Consider the following 20108-nt stretch of genomic DNA (forward strand, 5'->3'; position numbering starts at 1 on the left):
GAACGTATAGTAGCGGGGAAATGACACATACTACTCTTACAGACAAAGGCGCGGATGGCGATGGCTGTCCGCGCCTCTCATAGTTTTTAACAGGAGGTAAGGGTACGATGACAAGACTGGATTGTACGGTAGGAAGCTGTCTCTACAATAAGGAGCAGTGCTGCTGCAAGGACAATATCGAGGTGGCGGGCGATCACGCGAAGCATTCCCGCGAAACCTGCTGCGAGAGCTTCCGGGAGCGGACCATAGGCGCGGCACAGAGCGGCGTGGAGATTCCAACCAAGAATACGGAGGTGGTCTGCAAGGCATGTGACTGCACCTTTAATGAGGACTGCAGATGTACGGCCAAGCATATCGGTATCGCGGGCGGGGCGGCCTGCGATTGTAAGGATACGGAGTGTGCCACGTTTCGGTGTAGATGTGAGTAAAATTTAGGTTATGTTCAGACAGGAGAATCCGGTTCTCCTGTCTGGGATGAAGTTCTATGTTTATGAGAGCATGCCGCCGAGCGTGCCGCCGGCGGTGCAGAGGAGCAGGGTGGTGATGAAGCTGGAGGCTTCGGCGCTGCCCTGACGGGCGGCCAGGGAGATGAGGGCCAGCAGGGTGAAGTAGAGGAGGCCGCCCGCCGCGCCCCAGAGGTATTTGCGGGTTTTCATCATTTTGCCCATGAGAAAGCCGGCCAGGAAGCAGGCGATGAGGTATATGGCGGTGATGCTTAAGTTGATGACGGACTCGGACAGGCGCAGCTTGTAGAGGAGCAGCGCAAGCAGAAGAAGCAGCCCGCCGGTGACGATGTAGGCGGCCAGCAGGGCCTTTAAAAGGCGCATGGCAGCGCCCTGATAATGTTTCATTTTTTCCATGATGGCTCCCTTCTGATGGGCGGCTCTTATGCGGGCCGCCTTTCTGGTTTAGTATATGTAGCGATTTTTCGGTCCATGCCTGAAAAAAATACTTTAAAAATCGCTGCATCTATGCTATACTGTTCTATAACTACAGGGTATCACCAGATAATCCCTGGAAGATTGAAAGACAGGAGGGAAACCAAGATGAAGCATATTCAGACACTGAACACACAGGTTCTGCAGAATACCGTGAAAAAGGGCGGCTGCGGAGAGTGCCAGACATCCTGCCAGTCAGCATGTAAGACATCCTGCACCGTAGGAAACCAGACATGCGAGCAGCATAAATAAGGCATATTTTTAAGGCTTTCAGAATACCCCGCCGCTGACGGCGGGGTATTTGAGCGATCACAGGTATTTTATTTAAGGAGACAACATGATACATCGTTACTATAATAATGGATATTACATCGTCCTGGACGTGAACAGCGGGGCTGTCCATGTGGTGGACGAGCTGGCTTACGAGGTTATCGGCCTGGTAGACGAGGCCTGTCAGCCGGATGAGATTGTCGCGAAATTGAAGGACCGCTGGCCCGAGAGCGACATCCGCGAGGTGCTGGAAGATGTGGAGGAACTGACCCGTCAGGGCGTCCTCTTTACGGAAGATACATATAAGGATAAAATCATTGATTTCAAGAAGCGTTCTACTGTAGTCAAGGCTCTGTGCCTGCACATCGCCCATGATTGCAACCTGGCCTGCCGCTACTGCTTCGCCGAGGAGGGCGAGTACCATGGCCGCAGAGCGCTGATGTCTTACGAGGTGGGCAAACAGGCCTTGGATTTCCTCATTGCCAATTCCGGAAGCCGCCGGAATCTGGAGGTGGACTTCTTCGGAGGCGAGCCGCTGATGAACTGGCAGGTGGTCAAGGACCTGGTGGCCTATGGACGTGAGCAGGAGAAGCTTCACGATAAGAAGTTCCGTTTCACCCTGACCACCAACGGTATTCTTCTGAACGACGAGGTTCAGGAGTTTGTCAACAAAGAGATGAGCAATGTGGTCTTAAGCATCGACGGACGCAAAGAGGTCAATGACAGGATGCGCCCGTTCCGCAACGGCCACGGCAGCTACGATATCATTGTGCCGAAGTTCCGGAAGCTGGCAGACAGCCGGAACCAGACCAATTACTACGTGCGTGGAACCTTCACCCGCAATAACCTGGACTTCTGCGAGGACGTGCTGCATATGGCGGACTTAGGCTTCAAGCAGGTGTCCGTGGAGCCGGTTGTGGCAGCGCCGGAGGAGGATTACGCCATCCGTGAGGAGGATATTCCGTTTATCTGCGAGCAGTATGACAAGCTGGCGGCAGAGATGGTAAAGCGTCATGGCAGGGAAAATGATTTCAACTTCTTCCATTTCATGATCGACCTGACCGGAGGCCCCTGTGTATACAAGCGCCTGTCCGGCTGTGGTTCGGGAACCGAGTACCTGGCTGTAACTCCCTGGGGCGACCTGTATCCCTGCCATCAGTTCGTGGGAAATGAGAAGTTCCTCATGGGAAATGTATGGGACGGCGTAAAGAATGAGGAGCTGCGCGACGAGTTCAAGTGCTGCAATGTCTATGCCAAGGAAAAATGCCAGAAGTGCTTTGCCAAGTTCTACTGCAGCGGCGGCTGCGCAGCCAACTCCTACAATTTCCACGGAAGCATCAACGATGCCTATGACATCGGCTGCGAGCTTCAGAGAAAGCGTGTGGAATGCGCGATTATGATCAAGGCAGCTACGGCTGAGCAAGGAGAATAAAAGTTATGAAAAAGAGTACAGGAATTATCAGTCTGGTTCTGACGGTGGCTGTGACAGCGGGATTGCTGGCACTGGCTGCTGTGGGAGTGGGCGAGAACAAGACAGGAGCGGCAAAGAATATTCCGTTGGGTCTCGATCTGGCCGGCGGCGTGAGCATTACCTATCAGGCCAAGGGCGAGACGCCAAGCGCCGAGGAGATGAACGACACCATCTACAAGCTGCAGAAGCGTGTGGAAGGCTACAGCACCGAGGCGCAGGTTTACCCCCAGGGCGATGACCGGATCAACATCGAGATTCCGGGCGTGACTGACGCCAACGCCATTCTGGAAGAACTTGGAAAACCTGGTTCTCTTTCCTTCCAGGATATGTCCGGCAATGAGCTGCTGTCCGGTACAGATATCAAGACCGCTGAAGCAAAGGCTTACAAGGACAACCTGAACAACAACGATTATGAAGTGGCGCTGACGCTGACCGACGAGGGCGCGGAGAAGTTCGCGGAGGCTACCGCGGCCAACATCGGCTCCCGCATCGCCATCGTATACGACGGCGAGACCATCAGCGCGCCGACTGTACAGACCGCCATTACCAACGGTAATGCAGCCATTACCAATATGGAGTCCTATGAGTCAGCCGAGCAGCTGGCTTCCACTATCCGTATCGGTTCCCTGAAGGTGGAGCTGGAGGAGATCCAGTCCAAGGTCGTAGGCGCGCAGTTGGGCGCTGACGCCATCCGTACCAGTCTGCTGGCCGGAATCATCGGTTTTGCGCTGGTTGTTATCTTTATGATTATCATGTACCGTCTGCCGGGCGTGGCAGCAGGTATTGCGCTGACTTCCTATGTTGGCATTACCTTAGGTCTGTTGAACGCATTTGAGATTACCCTGACCCTGCCGGGTATCGCAGGTATCATTCTGGGTATCGGTATGGCCGTGGATGCCAATGTCATTATCTTCGCCCGTATCCGGGAGGAAATCGGCGCAGGCAAGTCGGTAAAGGGCGCCATTAAGACAGGCTTCCAGAAGGCGCTGTCCGCTATTCTGGACGGCAACATCACCACGCTGATTGCGGCGATTATCCTGAGCCTGAAGGGCTCCGGATCGGTCAAGGGCTTTGCCCATACGCTGGCTTTAAGTATCGTGGTTTCCATGTTTACGGCCCTGGTGATAACCAGACTGGTTATGAATGCGTTTTACGCGCTGGGTCTTCAGGACGCGAAGCTCTACGGTATCCAGAAGGAGCGTAAGACCATAAACTTCCTCAGCAAGAAAAATATCTGCTTTGTGATTTCCGCAGTGCTGATTCTGGGCGGACTGGCAGTTATGGGCGTGAACGGATCCAAGGGTAAGGGCGCGCTGAATTACAGTCTGGAGTTCCAGGGCGGTACCAGCATTACCATTCCGATGAACGAGGCCCTGTCCATTCAGGAGATCGACGAGACTGTGAAGCCGGTGGTAAGCGAGGTTATCGGAAGCAATGAGATTCAGGCCCAGAAGGTAGACGGCAGCAACGATGTTATTGTGAAGACCAGAGCCCTGGATCTGGAGACCCGAGAGGCCCTGTGCCAGGAGCTGGTGGAGAAGTTTGGTGTAGATGAGAATCAGATTGCTATCGAGAACATCGGCGCGGCTATCAGCAGCGAGATGCGTTCCGACGCCATCACCGCTGTACTGCTGGCAGCCCTGTTTATGCTGCTGTATATCTGGTTCCGGTTCAAGGATATCCGGTTCGCGACCAGCGCCGTAGCGGCTCTCTTACACGATGTGCTGGTGGTACTGGCCTTCTACGCCGTGGCGCGGCTGTCCGTAGGCAGCAACTTCATTGCCTGCATGCTGACCATCGTAGGTTATTCCATCAATGCCACCATCGTTATCTTCGACCGGATCCGTGAGAATCTGGCGGTGGCCGGACGGAAGGCGGATCTGCAGGAGCTGGTAAACCGCAGTATTACCCAGACCCTGTCCCGAAGCGTGAATACGTCCGTGACCACCTTTATCACCGTTGCGGTTCTGTATATCCTGGGCGTAGCGTCTATCCGTGAATTCGCCCTGCCGCTGATGGTGGGTATCGTGTGCGGCGCTTATTCTTCGGTATGCATTACGGGTGCGCTGTGGTATGTGATGAAGACGAAGCTGGGTAAGAAGAACTAAACCTGAAAGAAAAACTAAAAAGAATAGTAGAGAATGGAAAGCAGTGCAGGACAGAAAAATCTTCCTGCACTGTTTCTTTTATCAGATTGCATATCTATTTTTGGATATCGGCTGACCAAAAGAGCAGAATCTAATTTAGATACCTGATTTTTTTGCGTAATTGTTGGATCATTGCGCAGCATATCAAGGAGCATTTTCTGATTATCAGTTAAAGCTTCATTTATCGCTCCATTTAAAGCTTCATACTTGTGAGAAGTCACCAGGATTGGTTTACTTAACAAAGCAAACGTGCTATAATTTTACAATAAGATTTTATAGTTGTGAGCGTTGAAACGAATGAAGAAGGCGGTATGATATGGCAGTTTCCTATAACAGATTATTCAAAATTCTTATTGACCGGAAAATGATGAAAAAGGAATTATGCGAGTTGGCAGATGTGAGTCCAAGCACCATAAGCAAAATGGGAAGAGACGAGATAGTTTCCCTGGAAGTTATTGCAAGAATTTGTCTCACATTGAACTGTACAGTGGATGATATCCTGGAAATTATACCTGATAGTCCAGGTAATGGGACGGATAAAAAGGTAAGATAGAGCCAAAATGAGCAATTGGGTGAGCAGATGATATGAAAATTTTAGATAACATTACGAATACTGTCCGCGATGATTTGCGGGTGGAGATAAAACGGGGAAGCAAGATATCTGTTGCAGCAGCTTGTTTTTCCATGTATGCATACCAGGAATTAAAGAAACAGCTGGAAACCGTAGAAGAATTCCGGTTTATTTTCACGTCACCAACCTTTGTAAAGGAAAAAGTAGAGAAGCAGAAGCGAGAATTTTATATCCCCCGTCTTTCCAGAGAAACAAGTCTGTATGGTACAGAATTTGAGATTAAGCTACGCAATGAGATGACCCAGCGTGCGATTGCCAGGGAATGTGCAGATTGGATCCGAAGAAAGGCTAAATTTAAGTCGAATACGACCGGAGAAAACATGACGGGCTTCATGACCGTCGATGCGAAAAATGCGCAGACAGCTTATATGCCAATGTCTGGATTCACCACAGTAGACATTGGATGTGAGCGCGGCAACAACACTTACAACATGGTCAACTGTATGGAGGCTCCATTTGCCCAGCAGTATATGCAGCTGTTTGAACAGTTGTGGAATAACCGTGAAAAAATACAGGATGTCACGAATGTGGTGATTGAAAATATCAGCACGGTTTATGCAGAGAATCCTCCGGAATTTATCTACTTTATGACCTTGTACCATGTCTTCAGTGAGTTCCTGGACGATATCTCTGAGGATGTGCTGCCCAATGAAGCAACTGGATTTAAGCAGAGTAAAATCTGGAGTATGCTCTATGATTTCCAGCGGGATGCTGTACTTGCGATTATTAATAAGCTTGAAAACTATAACGGCTGCATCCTTGCGGACAGTGTTGGTCTTGGTAAAACTTTTACCGCGCTGGCTGTCGTGAAATATTATGAAAATCGTAATAAATCTGTCCTTGTTCTTTGTCCAAAGAAGCTGGCCGAAAACTGGAATACCTATAAAGACAACTATGTTAATAACCCTATTGCTGCGGATCGTCTGAATTATGATGTTCTGTTTCATACCGACCTGTCTCGTAATGGTGGCATGTCCAATGGTCTTGACTTGGGCCGCCTTAACTGGGGAAACTATGATCTCATCGTCATTGATGAGTCGCATAATTTCCGCAATGGTATTGGAACACACAGCAACACGCAGGAAAACCGCTATCAAAAGCTGATGGAAAAGGTCATTCGTGCCGGTGTAAAGACGAAAGTTCTGATGCTCTCCGCAACGCCGGTCAACAATCGCTTTGTAGACTTGAAGAATCAGCTTGCAATAGCCTATGAGGGTAATTCTGAGAATCTGGATGAACGGTTGAATACAACCAAGAGTCTTGAAGACATTTTCAAACAGGCGCAGAAAGCTTTCAACGCGTGGAGTAAACTCGATCAGGAACAGCGTACAACAGACGCACTGCTGCGCACATTGGATTTTGATTTCTTTGAGCTCCTGGACAGTGTGACTATTGCTCGTTCGCGCAAGCATATTGAAAAATATTATGACACGAAAGAGATTGGAAAGTTCCCGGAGAGATTAAAACCAATCTCACTCCGTCCGAATCTTACAGATTTGGGAAATGCTATTAACTATAATGAGATCTATGAGCAGCTGATGCAACTGACGCTGTGCGTATACACGCCTTCGAACTATATCTTCCCAAGTAAGCTGCAAAAGTATAAAGACCTCACCCATAACAAGAGCGAGAATCTGACGCAGACTGGACGTGAACGTGGTATTCAGCGCCTTATGAGCATCAATCTTTTGAAACGACTGGAAAGCTCTGTCAACTCCTTTCAGCTGACTTTGACGCGCATCAAGGAACTGATAGGTGGAACGATCGAGGCTATCAATTGCTTTGAAAAATACGGTTCTGCTGACATTTCTATGTATGAAGCAGGCAGGGATGATTGGGATATCGATGACGAAAATACTGAGTTCTTTACAGTTGGTAAAAAGGTTAAAATCGAGCTTGCGGATATGGACTGGAAGAGCTGGCGCAAGGAATTACAGCAGGATGCAGAAGTATTGGAACTGCTGACTTTGATGGTAGCTGATATTACGCCGGAGCATGACACGAAGCTGCAAGAGCTTCTGCGCCTGTTGGATGAAAAGATTGTGCATCCTATCAACCTGAATAATAAAAAAGTGCTCATATTCTCTGCATTCTCAGATACGGCAGAGTATCTATATGACCATGTGAGCATGTACATGAAAGATAAATACGGACTCAACACGGCAGTTATTACCGGCACCATCGATGGGCGGACAACGATTAAGGATTTTCCGGCAACCCTGAACAATGTGTTGACCTGCTTCTCACCTGTTTCTAAAGACCGTGATGTGCTGATGCCGAACAGCAGAAATGAGATTGACATTCTGATTGCCACAGACTGTATCTCTGAAGGTCAAAACTTGCAGGATTGCGATTATCTCATCAACTACGATATCCACTGGAATCCGGTTCGCATCATTCAGCGCTTCGGACGTATCGACCGTATTGGAAGCAGGAATAAGGTAATTCAGCTTGTGAATTTCTGGCCGGATCTTACATTGGACGACTATATCAATCTAAAGTCTCGCGTAGAGACCCGTATGAAGATTACAGTTATGACTTCCACGGGTGATGATGATCTGATCAATCCAGAGGAGCAAGGAGACCTGGAATACCGCAAAGCACAGCTTAAGCGTCTCCAGGAAGAAGTCGTAGACATTGAGGATATGTCCGACGGTATCTCTATCATGGATTTGGGCTTGAATGAATTCCGGCTCGACTTGTTGGACTATATGAAGCACAACGGCGATATGGATAAGAAACCGCGCGGACTTCATGCGGTTGTTCCCGCCACGGAGGAGTTGCCGGAGGGTGTAATCTTTGTTCTGAAAAACATCAACAATAGCGTCAATGTGGACAACCGTAATCGAATCCATCCGTTTTATATGGTGTATATCGCCGCAGATGGAGAGATCATTTGCGACTATCTGAATCCGAAAAAGCTGTTGGATGATGTCCGCCTGCTTTGCCGCGGACAAAGCAAGCCTATAGCGGAAGTATATGAGCGCTTCAATCGTGAAACAGACGACGGACGTAATATGGCGGATATGTCGGAGCTCCTGAGCGAGGCAATCAAATCCATCATTGATGTAAAAGAAGAAAGTGACATTGACAGCTTATTCTCCGCAGGAGGCACATCTGCCCTGATGAGCGCGGTGTCCGGATTGGATGATTTTGAGTTGATTTGTTTCTTAGTTGTGAAATGATCTTGTGTGAGGGGGTGTGAGCCGTGCTGGGTTTGCCAAAGTCAACGGAGTTCAACAAGAGGATTCCAAAGCAGAAGTTTTACGAAAATCTGTCAGTCACGTCTGCAATGAAAACGGCATTCACGGAGCAGATCAAAAGTATTTATTGGCGAAACAAGCTGGCAGCGACCACGTTGAACCTTGCACCCGGTAAGTTGGTCACAGAGATTGAGGTGTTTGAGATAAGGCTTACTTCACCTGATCTTGATGAAGATATCCTTCGCCTGATTGACCGGGAGATCCCTTATCACATCTTGTTCCTGCTGGAATATGACAGAAAATATCAGGCAGCTATGGGATATAAGGAGGCTTCCAGTTCCGGCAAGGCAGCGTTTAAGGTCGAACGCTATTACCGGACAGAGTGGCTTACAGAGGAAGAATTGTCATTGCATCTGGAAGGCCTGACGATCGATGCAGTATATGAGAATTTCATCCGGCAGATCGCAGGAGACCGGCTTGTCGGCAACGAAAACACAACGCTGAAGGAAAGTGTGGAACAGCAGAAACAGCGGGAGCAGATCGAAAAGCAGATTGTTGCGCTGGAAACAAAAATGAAGAAGGAAAAACAGCTAAATCGGAAGATGGAGCTGAAGGCGGAGATAAAAAAGTTAAGGGAGATAGATTTTATATGAAGAAATGGATAAAGAAAAATCAAAAGAGCATCTTGTTGGTATTGGGATTTGTTTTGATAGGCCCAATGATAATAAATGTTCTCTTTAAATTGCATCCACCGATAGGATTTTTTGTTGCAGAATGGGATGCTTCAGCAATGCTGTCTTATTATGGAACACTAATTGCGGCAGTAATCGCAATTTATGGAATATTTATTACGATACAGTATAGCCAAAAAAGTTATAGGGATGATGTCAGAGATAGATCCATGCCGTTTATTGTGATTGATATGCTGAAAACAAGCTCACATAGAAGTTTTTTACAATCAACCGTTGCAAATACTGGCGCAGATAATATAGAAGGATATCGGGAATACAAGCTCAAGGATTATTATTGTATTTTGGAAAATGGTAAAATTGAATACAAGACAGGACTAACAAAAGCTCAGAAAAAGTTGCTTGATGATGGTGGGATGAGATGGGTTTCCTGTGGTAATGGTGGCAGTATGCAGGTTATAGATGAAATTTGTGTGCCATTTGAAATTGAAAATGTTGGAAATGGCGCTGCGATACGAATGCGATATGGTTTAAATCGTAAAGAAACAGATGAGAAGAATAGAAGGTATTTACCAACCATATCACTAAAGCAAGATACACCAATGATGTTTCGTTTGTTTTCAGAGGATTGTTCAAGAAATAGCGCAAACTTAGGACAATATATACTCTCATTCTATTATGAAGATATTTATTCAAATAGGTATGAACAGCATTTTGATATAAATATTGAATATGATGAAAAGATAAATAGTCCAGTTTGTTTGGTGAATATGAGCCATGTTCAAAAATTTTTAGGAGGAAAATAAAATGGACAAAATGCGTATGGAATCCATTGATATGACTGCGCAGAATATAGAGAAAATCGGGGCTTTATTCCCGAACTGCATTACTGAGACGAAGGGTGCAGACGGCAAGCCGAAGAAAGCCATTAACTTCGAACTGCTGCGGCAGATGTTGTCCGGAGATGTGGTGGAGGGCGATGAAGCCTATGAATTCACCTGGGTAGGCAAAAAGGCGGCTATCGTAGAGGCTAACAAACCGATTCGCAAGACGTTACGACCTTGCAAGGAGGAAAGCGTCAACTGGGACAGCACAGAGAACCTTTACATAGAGGGTGATAATCTGGAAGTGCTGAAACTGTTGCAGGAAAGCTATCTCAGTAAGGTAAAGATGATCTATATCGATCCACCGTATAACACGGGAAACGACTTTATCTATCGAGATGATTTTAAGCAGTCCGCCGCAGAATATGACGAGGATAGTGGCGTGTATGATGAAGATGGGAACCGTATGTTCAAGAATACGGATACCAATGGGCGATTTCATTCCGATTGGTGTAGCATGATTTATTCTCGGTTGATGATGGCAAGAAATTTGCTGACAGATGATGGTGTTATCTTCATCAGCATTGATGACAACGAACAGGAAAACTTGAAAAAATGTTGCAGTGAGGTGTTTGGTGGTCAGAACTTTGTAGCACAACTGGTGTGGGAACGTGCTTTTTCACCAAAAAATGACGCACGCTTTATATCAAATAGTCATGATTACGTTCTCATGTACGTAAAAGATATAACTCGGTTTGTCATTGGAAGATTGCCGAGAACCGAGGAAGCTAATGCTCGTTATTCTAATCCAGACAATGATCCTCGTGGCGTGTGGATGTCAAGCGATATTTCTGTGAAAACGTATAATGCCGAATGTGATTATCCTATTACCGCCCCTTCGGGGCGAGTAATAGAGCCTCCAGCAGGTCGCTGCTGGAGTCTCTCCAAAAAATCATTTTTGGAGAGACTCCAAGATAATAGAATTTGGTTTGGACCAGATGGAAATGGTGTTCCAAGAATAAAGAGATTTCTTACAGATTTAAAACACGACGGAATGGCACCAACCTCAATTATGTTTTTTAAAGATGTGGGGCATAGCCAAGAGGGGGCGCAGGAAGTTTCAAAATTATTGGATGGAGGTTATTTTAGCGGACCTAAGCCACAACGTTTGATGCAGAGACTTCTTACGCTAGCCAATTTGAAAGAAGACTCTATTGTGCTTGACTTTTTTTCGGGATCAGCATCGACAGCGCATGCTGTTATGAGTAAAAATGCTGAAGACACTGGAAACCGCAAATTTATTATGGTGCAGTTGCCTGAACCTTGTGATGAAAAGAGTGAGGCCTATAAAGCTGGTTACTCCAATATCTGCGAAATCGGCAAGGAGCGTATCCGCCGTGCAGCCAAGAAGATTGCCGAGGAACACCCGGATGCAAAGTTTGACGGTGGCTTCCGCGTCCTGAAGCTGGATGACACCAACATGAAGGACGTGTATTATGCACCTGCGGATTATCAGCAGAATTTACTGGAACAGTTGGAGAGCAATATTAAGGAAGACCGTACCGACCTTGATCTGCTATTTGGCTGCCTGTTGGAGTGGGGCTTACCGCTGTCGCTGCCGTATCAGTCTGAGAATATCGAAGGCTGCACCGTGCACAACTACAATGACGGTGATTTGATTGCCTGCTTTGATGAGAATATCCCTGACAGCGTGATGAAGACAATCGCGAAACGCCAGCCGCTGCGCGTCGTGTTCCGTGACAGCAGCTTTGCAGGCAGTCCGGCCAAAATCAATGTGACCCAGATTTTCAAAGAGTTGGCACCGGATACGTCTGTGAAAGTGCTGTAAGGAGGGGCAGAGTATGAGCAAAAACGAAATCACCCCGATTAACCAAAGCTTTCTGGAAAATGTTTCTGAGGTTCTGGCGCAGGCCAGAAAGAATGCCAAAACTGCCGTTAATCTCGCTATGGTCTATGCCTACTATGAAATCGGCAGAATGATCGTAGAAGAAGAGCAGCACGGTCAGAACAGAGCCGCCTATGGAAAGCAAATTTTGCAGGAATTGTCAAAATATCTTAGCGAAAAATACGGCAAGGGATATTCTGCAGAGAACCTGAAGCTCATGCGACGATTTTATAACGTTTATTTGCATGATCAAATTGGGGAAACAGTGTTTACCCAATTCGAAAATCTTCCTGCAGTCAGTACCGGCAGAAAGTTTTATCTGAGCTGGTCTCATTATCTCAAGCTCATGCGGATAGACAACATAGACGAGCGCCATTTTTATGAAATTGAATCTGTAAAAAATGACTGGAGCCTTGCGGAGTTGAAACGGCAATATGGAAGTTCACTCTATGAGCGCCTTGCCCTTAGTACAAATAAGGATAAGGTTTACCGTTTGGCGCTGGAAGGACAGAAGGTTGAGAAAGCGGAAGATGCGGTCAAAGACCCGTATGTATTGGAATTCCTAGGCCTGAAGGAACTACCGGAATATTCTGAGAGCGAGCTGGAGAGCCGTATCATCGACCATTTGCAGCAGTTCCTGCTGGAGCTTGGCACCGGCTTTGCCTTCATCGGAAGGCAGGTACGGTTTACGTTCGATGAAGAGCATTTCATGGTGGATTTGGTTTTCTATAATCGTCTGTTGCGTTGTTTTGTTCTATTTGATTTGAAAATCGGCGAATTGAAGCATCAGGATATTGGCCAGATGCAGATGTATGTTCATTACTATGACCGGAAGGTGAAACTGCCGGATGAGAATCCAACGATAGGAATCATACTGTGCAGTGACAAGAACAACGCCGTTGTAGAAATGACTCTGCCAGAGGATAATACGCAGATTTTTGCAAGCAAGTATGAGACAGTGCTGCCGAGTAAGGAAGCGTTGCAAAAGCTGTTGGAAGAACAGATGGCAGATGAGAATGGAGGCGAAGACGATGAGACTACGATTTAAGCATCAGAAATTTCAGGCTGATGCAGCAAAGGCCGTGGTGGATGTCTTTGCCGGACAGCCATATCTGACTCCTTCTTATATGATGGACAGAGGCAACGGCTTTTACCAGCAGACGTTGACTGATAAAGAGGATTTCACCGGATGGAGCAACCACAAGATATTGCCGGAGCTTTCCGACCGTATCATTCTGGAAAACCTGCAAAAGGTGCAACGGGCGAATCAGCTCAAGCCGTCTGCAAAGCTTGAGGGACACTTCAACCTGACCATTGAGATGGAAACCGGTGTCGGCAAGACCTATACCTATATCAAGACCATGTATGAGCTGAACAAGCATTACGGATGGAGTAAGTTTATTGTTGTCGTGCCGTCGATCGCCATCCGTGAGGGAGTATACAAATCTTTTCAGGTAACGCAGGAGCATTTTGCTGAGGAATATGGCAAGAAGGTACGCTTCTTTATCTATAACTCTGCTCAGCTGACAGAGATTGATCGTTTTGCGTCGGATAATTCTATCTGTGCCATGATTATCAACTCTCAGGCGTTCAATGCCAGAGGCAAGGATGCAAGACGTATCAGCATGAAGTTGGATGAGTTCCGGTCCCGTAGGCCGATTGACATCATTGCTAAGACGAATCCGATTTTGATTATTGATGAGCCTCAGTCCGTGGAGGGAAAGCAGACCAAGGAAAACCTAAAGCAGTTCAATCCTCTGTTGACCCTGCGCTATTCCGCGACCCATAAGAGCGACAGCATTTATAACATGGTTTACCGTCTGGATGCGATGGAGGCATATAACAAGCGGCTGGTAAAGAAGATTGCCGTAAAGGGTGTCTCAGAATCCGGCAGTACTGCAACGGAAAGCTATGTATATCTGGAGAGTATCAACCTTTCCAAGGCTGCGCCTACGGCAACGATTCAGTTTGATTATAAGGGGGCAAATGGTATTCGCAAAATTACCCGTACCGTTTCGGAAGGATACAATCTATATGATAACTCCGGCAGTATGGAGGAGTATAAACAGAGTTTTGTGGTGTCCCGTATCGACGGACGCGATGATTCAGTGGAATTTCTGAACGGTATCAAAATCTATGCCGGGGATGTGATCGGAAAAGTCAGCGAGGATCAGTTACGCCGTATTCAAATCAGGGAGACGATTTTGTCCCATATACAGAGAGAACGGGAGCTGTTCTATAAAGGTATCAAGGTTCTCTCCTTGTTTTTCATTGATGAAGTGGCAAAATACCGTGTTTATGATGAAGCCGGACAGGCGGCTGACGGTATTTATGCTCAGATGTTTATGGAAGAGTATAATGATATCATTGGTAATTTGCAGATCGGCATCGGTGAGGATGACTACATGAAGTATTTGCAGGCGATTCCCGCTGAGAAGACTCACGCCGGATACTTTTCCATAGACAAAAAAGGGAAGATGATTGACTCTAAGGTAGGTCGTAAGGAAACTACGACAGATGATGTGGATGCTTATGAGTTGATTATGAAGAATAAGGAACTGCTGTTGGATCGAGATCCAAAGCGTTCTCCGGTTCGCTTTATCTTCTCCCATTCTGCCCTGAGAGAGGGCTGGGATAACCCGAATGTATTCCAAATCTGCACCTTGAAGCAGAGCAACAGTGAAGTACGCAAACGTCAGGAAGTTGGACGGGGACTGCGCCTCTGCGTCAATCAGGACGGCGAGCGCATGGACGCCAATGTACTGGGCGAAGACGTACAGAATGTCAATGTGCTGACCGTTATTGCCAGCGAAAGCTACGACAGCTTTGCAAAGGGCTTACAGACGGAAATTGCAGAAGCAGTGGCAGACCGTCCTCGCGCGGTTACGGCAGAATTGTTTGTTGGCAAGGTAATTCAGGATGATAAGGGTAATGAACAGGTCGTTGATCAGGATACGGCAAGAGCAATCCACTTTGACCTGATCGTCAACGGCTACATTGATAAGAAAGGCATCCTCACAGATAAATACTATGCCGACAAGGCTAATCATGAAATCAAGGTTGCCGAGGAAGTGGCAGATTCCGCTGCTTCTGTGATTGAGATTATTGACACTATTTATGACGGCAAATCTATGATGCCCGAAAATGCCAGAAGCAACAATGTGGAGCTGCATGTAGATGAAAAGAAGCTCGCTATGCCTGAATTTAAGACACTGTGGGCGAAGATCAATGCCAAATCTACCTATGTGGTTGACTTTGATACCGAAGAGCTGATCCGCAAGGCCGTTCAGTCCCTTGATCGTAAACTCAGAGTATCAAAAATCGTCTTCAAGGTGGAAACCGGAACCATGGAGACAATTAAATCCAAGGAAGAACTGGTATCAGGAGCTTCTTTTGTGAAAGAGAAATCTGCAAACTATGGTCATACCGTAACTGCCAGCACGAATGTGAAATACGATCTGATTGGAAAGCTTGTAGAGGAAACAGGGCTCACTCGCAAGGCCGTTATTCAGATTCTGAAGGGGATTCAACCGAGTGTGTTCCATCAGTTTAAGGATAATCCGGAGGAATTTATCATTAAGGCTGCGGCTCTTATCAATGATGAAAAGGCCACGGCGATTATTGAGCACATTACCTACGATGTGATGGATGACCATTACGGCACAGAAGTTTTCACGGATCCGACCATAAAAGGACGCCTTGGTGTGAATGCCATGAAGGCAAAGAAACACCTGTACGACCATATTGTATATGACTCCAGTAATGAGCAGAAATTTGCTACAGAACTGGACATAAATACAAATGTTGCGGTCTATGTGAAACTTCCGGACGGATTCTACATTTCGACACCGGTAGGGCATTATAATCCCGACTGGGCGATTGCCTTTTATGAGGGAACGGTCAAGCATATTTATTTTGTGGCCGAAACGAAGGGCTCTATGAATTCGATGCAGCTGCGTTTGATTGAGGAATCCAAGATTCACTGCGCAAGAGAGCATTTTAAGGCAATCAGCAATGGTGAAGTGGTCTATGATGTAGTGGATAGCTATCAGAGCCTGATGGATTTGGTTACGAAGTAAAATACATACGAACTATGATTTACAGGAGAAAATGTTAAGAAATTAAAATAATTGATAAATGTGATCAAATGTGTTTAAATATACTCAAAGGAGTAAGCTATTATGAACACACCAAATATCACAAATTACAAGCCAAAAGATTTTGCTGAATTGTTAGGCGTGTCTGTTAAGACATTGCAACGCTGGGATAGGGAAGGAACTCTAAAAGCAAATCGAACTCCAACGGATAGGCGTTATTACACTTACGACCAGTATCTTCAATTTAAAGGCATAAATACCGAAAATGACCAACGCCAAGTAGTTATTTATGCGAGAGTGTCTACGAGAAACCAAAAAGATGATTTACAAAACCAGGTCGCATTTTTAAGACAGTTTTGTAATGCCAGAGGAATCATTGTAGACCAATGTATTGAAGATTATGGGAGTGGACTTAATTACAATCGTAAAAAGTGGAATGAGTTATTAGATGAAGTAATGGAGCAAAAAATCAAAACCATAATCGTAACCCACAAAGATAGATTTATTAGGTTTGGTTATGATTGGTTTGAAAAATTCTGTATGAAGTTTAACACAACCATTGTGGTGGTAAATAATGAAGCATTATCACCACAAGAAGAACTTGTGCAGGATATTGTTTCAATACTCCAGGTGTTTTCTTGCAGGTTGTACGGGCTTCGTAAGTATAAAAACCAAATAGAAAAGGATGAGGACATTGCTAAAGAGCTTCAAGACGGAAATAAATCCGACAGAGGAACAGAAAGTTAAGATTCGTAAAACAATAGGAACCTGTAGATATATTTACAACTTCTATCTCGCCCATAACAAAGAACTTCATGACAATGGAGAAAAGTTTATGAGTGGTAAAAGTTTTAGTGTCTGGCTGAACAATGAGTATCTTCCTCAAAATCCAGATAAATTATGGATTAAGGAAGTCAGTTCAAAATCTGTAAAGCGTTCAATCGAAAATGGTTGTGTCGCATTTACCAGATTTTTTAAACATCAAAGTGCTTTTCCTAATTTTAAAAAGAAAGGAAAATCTGATGTGAAGATGTATTTCGTAAAGAATAATCCAAAGGATTGCCGATGCGAAAGACACAGAATTAATATTCCATCACTTGGCTGGGTTCGTATGAAAGAAAAAGGATACTTTCCTACGACCAAAGACGGGTATGTGATTAAAAGCGGTCATGTTTCAATAAAAGCTGACAGATACTATGTTTCAGTTCTTATAGAAATTCCAAATAACAAAATAGCCAATCATTCAAAGGAAGGAATTGGCATTGACCTTGGATTAAAGGAATTTGCCATTGTTTCTAATGGTAAAACCTATAAGAATATTAACAAATCTGCAAAATTAAAGAAACTTGAAAAACAGCTTATCCGAGAACAGAGAAGTCTTTCTCGAAAGTATGAAAATTTAAAGAAAGGAGAGTCCACTCAAAGAGCGAATATAGAGAAACAAAAACTCAAGGTACAGAAACTTCATCATAAAATAGACAATATCCGTACTGACTATATCAACAAAACAATCGCAGAGATAGTGAAAACCAAACCATCTTATATAACGATTGAAGATTTAAACGTATCAGGAATGATGAAGAACAAACATCTATCAAAGGCAGTTGCTTCGCAGAAGTTTTATGAATTTAGAACAAAACTTCAAGCTAAATGCAAGGAAAGCGGAATTGAATTTCGTGTGGTAGACAGATGGTATCCATCATCTAAAACTTGTCACTGTTGCGGAGCTATCAGGAAAGACTTAAAACTTTCAGACAGAATCTTCCGATGTGACTGTGGTTATATCGAAGACAGAGATTTCAATGCTGCACTTAATCTGAGAGATGCTACGACTTACGAAGTTGCATAAATAAACGCAAACGTAGGTATGTACCGTGGGCTTACGCGGGAATTAACGACTGTGGAGTGTACAAGAACTTGTGAGTAGATATGATTTTGGTCAATCCAAAGCATACACGATGAAACAGTAAGTAAAACTTGTGAGAGTTTACATTATCTCGATGTGAGTATATTTACACACATTTTGAGTGGCAGATTGTACATATATGAAGGAACAGTGGATAGAAGCCCCCAGAATCGAAGGCAACCAGGAGCTGGCCGCGCAGTTTCACATGAGCCCCATGGCCATGCGCCTGATCCGCAGCCGGGCCGGGGAGAGCGAGGCAGAGGTCCGGGCCTATCTCTACGGCACCCTGGACGATCTGGCGGACGCCCGCCTTATGAAGGGCATGACGGAGGCCGTGGCGCTGCTGCTTGAGAAAATCCGGGCGGGCGCGTCCATCCGCATCATCGGCGACTACGACATTGACGGCGTGAACGCCACCCACATCCTGGTGACTGGCCTGCGCCGGGTGGGCGCGCAGGTGGACACGGTGATTCCCGACCGTCTGAAGGACGGCTACGGTATCAATGAGCACCTGATTGAGCAGGCGAAGGAGGCAGGTATCGACACCATCGTTACCTGCGACAATGGCATCGCCGCAGCCAAAGAAATCGCCTATGCAAAAGAACTGGGCATGACCGTCATTGTCACCGACCATCATGAGATACCCTACCGGGAAGCAGAGGACAGCACCCGCACCACGATCCTGCCCCCGGCGGATGTGATTGTGAACCCAAAGCAGGCTGACTGCCCCTATCCCTACAAAAAGCTCTGCGGCGCAGCCGTGGCCTGGCGGCTGGTGGAGGTACTCTATCAGGAGGCAGGCGTCCCCCGGGAAGAATTCCTCGATTTGGCTCAGTTTGCAGCCGTGGCCACCATCGGCGACATTATGGATCTGACCGGTGAAAACCGGATTCTGGTAAAATACGGATTAAAACAGTTAGCAGATACTACCAACCCGGGTTACCGGGCTCTGCTAGCTGTCAACGGCCTGGAGGGTAAGAAGCTCACCGCCTACCACATCGGCTTCGTTATCGGCCCCTGCATCAACGCCAGTGGCCGCCTGGACACTGCAAAGAGGGCACTGGAGCTGCTGGGCGCGTCCTCTAAGACCGAGGCGGAAAAGCTGGCCGGGGATCTGAAAGCCCTGAATGACAGCCGGAAGGATCTGACGGCGAAGGGAACCACCGAGGCTATCCGCCTTATCGAAGAGACCGATTTGGGTCAGGATAAGGTTCTGGTGGTCTACCTGCCCGACTGCCACGAAAGCCTGGCCGGTATCATCGCAGGCCGCATCCGGGAGCGCTATTTCCGCCCCTGCTTCGTGCTGACCGACGGTGAGGAGGGCGTGAAGGGATCGGGGCGTTCCATTCCCGGCTACCACATGTTCGAGGAAATGACAAAGGTGGCGGAATTATTTACCAAATTCGGCGGCCACCCCATGGCGGCAGGCCTGTCCATCCCCACGGAAAATGTGGAACTCCTGCGGAAGCGCCTGAACGAAAACTGTCGCCTGACCGACGCAGATCTGATTCCGAAGCTGTCCTACGACGCCGTCCTGCCCATTCAGTATGCAGGCGAACAGATTATAAAGGAGCTTGAGCTTCTGGAGCCATTTGGCAAGGAAAATGATAAGCCCCTGTTCGCGGCAGCGAACGTCCGGGTGAAAAGCGCCCGCGTCATCGGTAAAAACCGCAACGTCTTGAAGACTGTCCTGGAGGACGACAAAGGAAGCCGCCTGGAGGGCATCAGCTTCGGCGACGTGGAAGCTGACCTGCATTACATAGAAAGCAAAGACACCGTCTGCTTGCTCTATTACCCGGAAATCAATGAATTTCAGGGGAGGAGAACCGTACAGGCGGTCATTGAAAGCTGGAGATAAAAAACGATGGATCTGGTGCGAAAGCACATTTAATGGAAAAAAGTAGAAAATTAACAGATTAAATTATTGAAATTGTGCAAAAAACAGAGAAAAATTGTGAAAAGGGTTGTATATAGAAAATCGGTGTCCTATAATAACCCTTAACTTCCAAAATAAAAAGACAACGAG

General features: G+C 46.5%; 16 protein-coding genes. 14 read left to right on the top strand and 2 right to left on the bottom strand.

Features of this window, described 5'->3' with window-relative positions; all coding sequences use genetic code 11:
* Positions 1-107: 107 nt before the first annotated feature.
* The gene (locus tag WMO29_RS00370) at positions 108-428 is read left to right on the top strand and encodes a DUF1540 domain-containing protein (RefSeq protein ID WP_178039908.1); all 321 of its coding nucleotides are present in this window, start codon (positions 108-110) and stop codon (positions 426-428) included.
* 60 nt (positions 429-488) lie between these two features.
* Here the strand turns inward: WMO29_RS00370 and WMO29_RS00375 are convergent, their stop codons facing one another.
* Positions 489-860 (bottom strand): TIGR04086 family membrane protein, encoded by a 372-nt coding sequence (locus WMO29_RS00375; protein ID WP_178039909.1) that lies wholly within the window; start codon positions 858-860, stop codon positions 489-491.
* A gap of 186 nt (positions 861-1046) precedes the next feature.
* Between WMO29_RS00375 and scfA the strand changes: the two genes are divergently transcribed.
* The 3 genes from scfA (at position 1047) to secD (ending at position 4787) form a co-directional block, all read left to right on the top strand.
* Entirely contained in the window at positions 1047-1190 is a 144-nt protein-coding gene (scfA, locus tag WMO29_RS00380) for a six-cysteine ranthipeptide SCIFF (protein WP_349163284.1), read from the top strand.
* A gap of 85 nt (positions 1191-1275) precedes the next feature.
* Positions 1276-2640: a thioether cross-link-forming SCIFF peptide maturase gene (gene scfB, locus WMO29_RS00385; protein WP_178039910.1), complete on the top strand. Its 1365-nt coding sequence runs from the start codon at positions 1276-1278 to the stop codon at positions 2638-2640.
* A 5-nt stretch (positions 2641-2645) separates the two neighbouring features.
* Complete coding sequence (gene secD / locus WMO29_RS00390) at positions 2646-4787, top strand: protein translocase subunit SecD (protein WP_349163285.1); 2142 nt, start codon at positions 2646-2648, stop codon at positions 4785-4787.
* A 14-nt stretch (positions 4788-4801) separates the two neighbouring features.
* Here secD and WMO29_RS00395 read toward each other — a convergent pair whose 3' ends face one another.
* Positions 4802-5068: a hypothetical protein gene (locus tag WMO29_RS00395; protein WP_349163286.1), complete on the bottom strand. Its 267-nt coding sequence runs from the start codon at positions 5066-5068 to the stop codon at positions 4802-4804.
* Positions 5069-5142: 74 nt separating this feature from the next.
* Here WMO29_RS00395 and WMO29_RS00400 point away from each other — a divergent pair, with 74 nt between their 5' ends.
* From WMO29_RS00400 to recJ, 10 genes are all read left to right on the top strand, one after another.
* Positions 5143-5379 carry a helix-turn-helix domain-containing protein gene (locus tag WMO29_RS00400; RefSeq protein WP_349163287.1) on the top strand — a complete coding sequence of 79 codons (237 nt, stop codon included), beginning with the start codon at positions 5143-5145 and terminating at the stop codon, positions 5377-5379.
* 32 nt (positions 5380-5411) lie between these two features.
* Positions 5412-8642 (top strand): helicase-related protein, encoded by a 3231-nt coding sequence (locus WMO29_RS00405; protein ID WP_349163288.1) that lies wholly within the window; start codon positions 5412-5414, stop codon positions 8640-8642.
* Positions 8643-8665: 23 nt separating this feature from the next.
* Positions 8666-9313 (top strand): DUF4391 domain-containing protein, encoded by a 648-nt coding sequence (locus WMO29_RS00410; RefSeq protein ID WP_349163289.1) that lies wholly within the window; start codon positions 8666-8668, stop codon positions 9311-9313.
* Entirely contained in the window at positions 9310-10155 is an 846-nt protein-coding gene (locus WMO29_RS00415; protein WP_349163290.1) for a hypothetical protein, read from the top strand. The genes WMO29_RS00410 and WMO29_RS00415 overlap by 4 nt, the downstream gene beginning before the upstream one ends.
* Before the next feature lies 1 nt (position 10156).
* Positions 10157-12022, top strand: a complete 1866-nt coding sequence (locus WMO29_RS00420) for a site-specific DNA-methyltransferase (protein ID WP_349163291.1) — start codon at positions 10157-10159, stop codon at positions 12020-12022.
* A gap of 13 nt (positions 12023-12035) precedes the next feature.
* Positions 12036-13127 carry a PDDEXK nuclease domain-containing protein gene (locus WMO29_RS00425; RefSeq protein WP_349163292.1) on the top strand — a complete coding sequence of 364 codons (1092 nt, stop codon included), beginning with the start codon at positions 12036-12038 and terminating at the stop codon, positions 13125-13127.
* Complete coding sequence (locus WMO29_RS00430; protein ID WP_349163293.1) at positions 13111-16158, top strand: type III restriction-modification system endonuclease; 3048 nt, start codon at positions 13111-13113, stop codon at positions 16156-16158. The genes WMO29_RS00425 and WMO29_RS00430 overlap by 17 nt, the downstream gene beginning before the upstream one ends.
* A gap of 117 nt (positions 16159-16275) precedes the next feature.
* Positions 16276-16923 carry an IS607 family transposase gene (locus WMO29_RS00435; protein ID WP_349163576.1) on the top strand — a complete coding sequence of 216 codons (648 nt, stop codon included), beginning with the start codon at positions 16276-16278 and terminating at the stop codon, positions 16921-16923.
* Positions 16862-18025, top strand: a complete 1164-nt coding sequence (locus WMO29_RS00440; RefSeq protein ID WP_349163294.1) for an RNA-guided endonuclease InsQ/TnpB family protein — start codon at positions 16862-16864, stop codon at positions 18023-18025. The genes WMO29_RS00435 and WMO29_RS00440 overlap by 62 nt, the downstream gene beginning before the upstream one ends.
* Positions 18026-18221: 196 nt before the next feature.
* Positions 18222-19940: a single-stranded-DNA-specific exonuclease RecJ gene (recJ, locus tag WMO29_RS00445; RefSeq protein WP_349163295.1), complete on the top strand. Its 1719-nt coding sequence runs from the start codon at positions 18222-18224 to the stop codon at positions 19938-19940.
* The last annotated feature ends 168 nt before the right edge of the window (positions 19941-20108 follow it).

This window comes from Laedolimicola intestinihominis, from assembly GCF_040096155.1.
Lineage (GTDB): Bacteria > Bacillota > Clostridia > Lachnospirales > Lachnospiraceae > Laedolimicola > Laedolimicola intestinihominis.

What these genes read in the sequence shown, in the direction of transcription:
- WMO29_RS00370 (WP_178039908.1), top strand. Translation starts at nt 108, where the DNA reads ATGACAAGACTGGATTGTACGGTAGGAAGCTGTCTCTACAATAAGGAG.
- WMO29_RS00375 (WP_178039909.1), bottom strand. Translation starts at nt 860, where the DNA reads ATGGAAAAAATGAAACATTATCAGGGCGCTGCCATGCGCCTTTTAAAG.
- scfA (WP_349163284.1), top strand. Translation starts at nt 1,047, where the DNA reads ATGAAGCATATTCAGACACTGAACACACAGGTTCTGCAGAATACCGTG.
- scfB (WP_178039910.1), top strand. Translation starts at nt 1,276, where the DNA reads ATGATACATCGTTACTATAATAATGGATATTACATCGTCCTGGACGTG.
- secD (WP_349163285.1), top strand. Translation starts at nt 2,646, where the DNA reads ATGAAAAAGAGTACAGGAATTATCAGTCTGGTTCTGACGGTGGCTGTG.
- WMO29_RS00400 (WP_349163287.1), top strand. Translation starts at nt 5,143, where the DNA reads ATGGCAGTTTCCTATAACAGATTATTCAAAATTCTTATTGACCGGAAA.
- WMO29_RS00405 (WP_349163288.1), top strand. Translation starts at nt 5,412, where the DNA reads ATGAAAATTTTAGATAACATTACGAATACTGTCCGCGATGATTTGCGG.
- WMO29_RS00415 (WP_349163290.1), top strand. Translation starts at nt 9,310, where the DNA reads ATGAAGAAATGGATAAAGAAAAATCAAAAGAGCATCTTGTTGGTATTG.
- WMO29_RS00420 (WP_349163291.1), top strand. Translation starts at nt 10,157, where the DNA reads ATGGACAAAATGCGTATGGAATCCATTGATATGACTGCGCAGAATATA.
- WMO29_RS00425 (WP_349163292.1), top strand. Translation starts at nt 12,036, where the DNA reads ATGAGCAAAAACGAAATCACCCCGATTAACCAAAGCTTTCTGGAAAAT.
- WMO29_RS00430 (WP_349163293.1), top strand. Translation starts at nt 13,111, where the DNA reads ATGAGACTACGATTTAAGCATCAGAAATTTCAGGCTGATGCAGCAAAG.
- WMO29_RS00440 (WP_349163294.1), top strand. Translation starts at nt 16,862, where the DNA reads ATGAGGACATTGCTAAAGAGCTTCAAGACGGAAATAAATCCGACAGAG.
- recJ (WP_349163295.1), top strand. Translation starts at nt 18,222, where the DNA reads ATGAAGGAACAGTGGATAGAAGCCCCCAGAATCGAAGGCAACCAGGAG.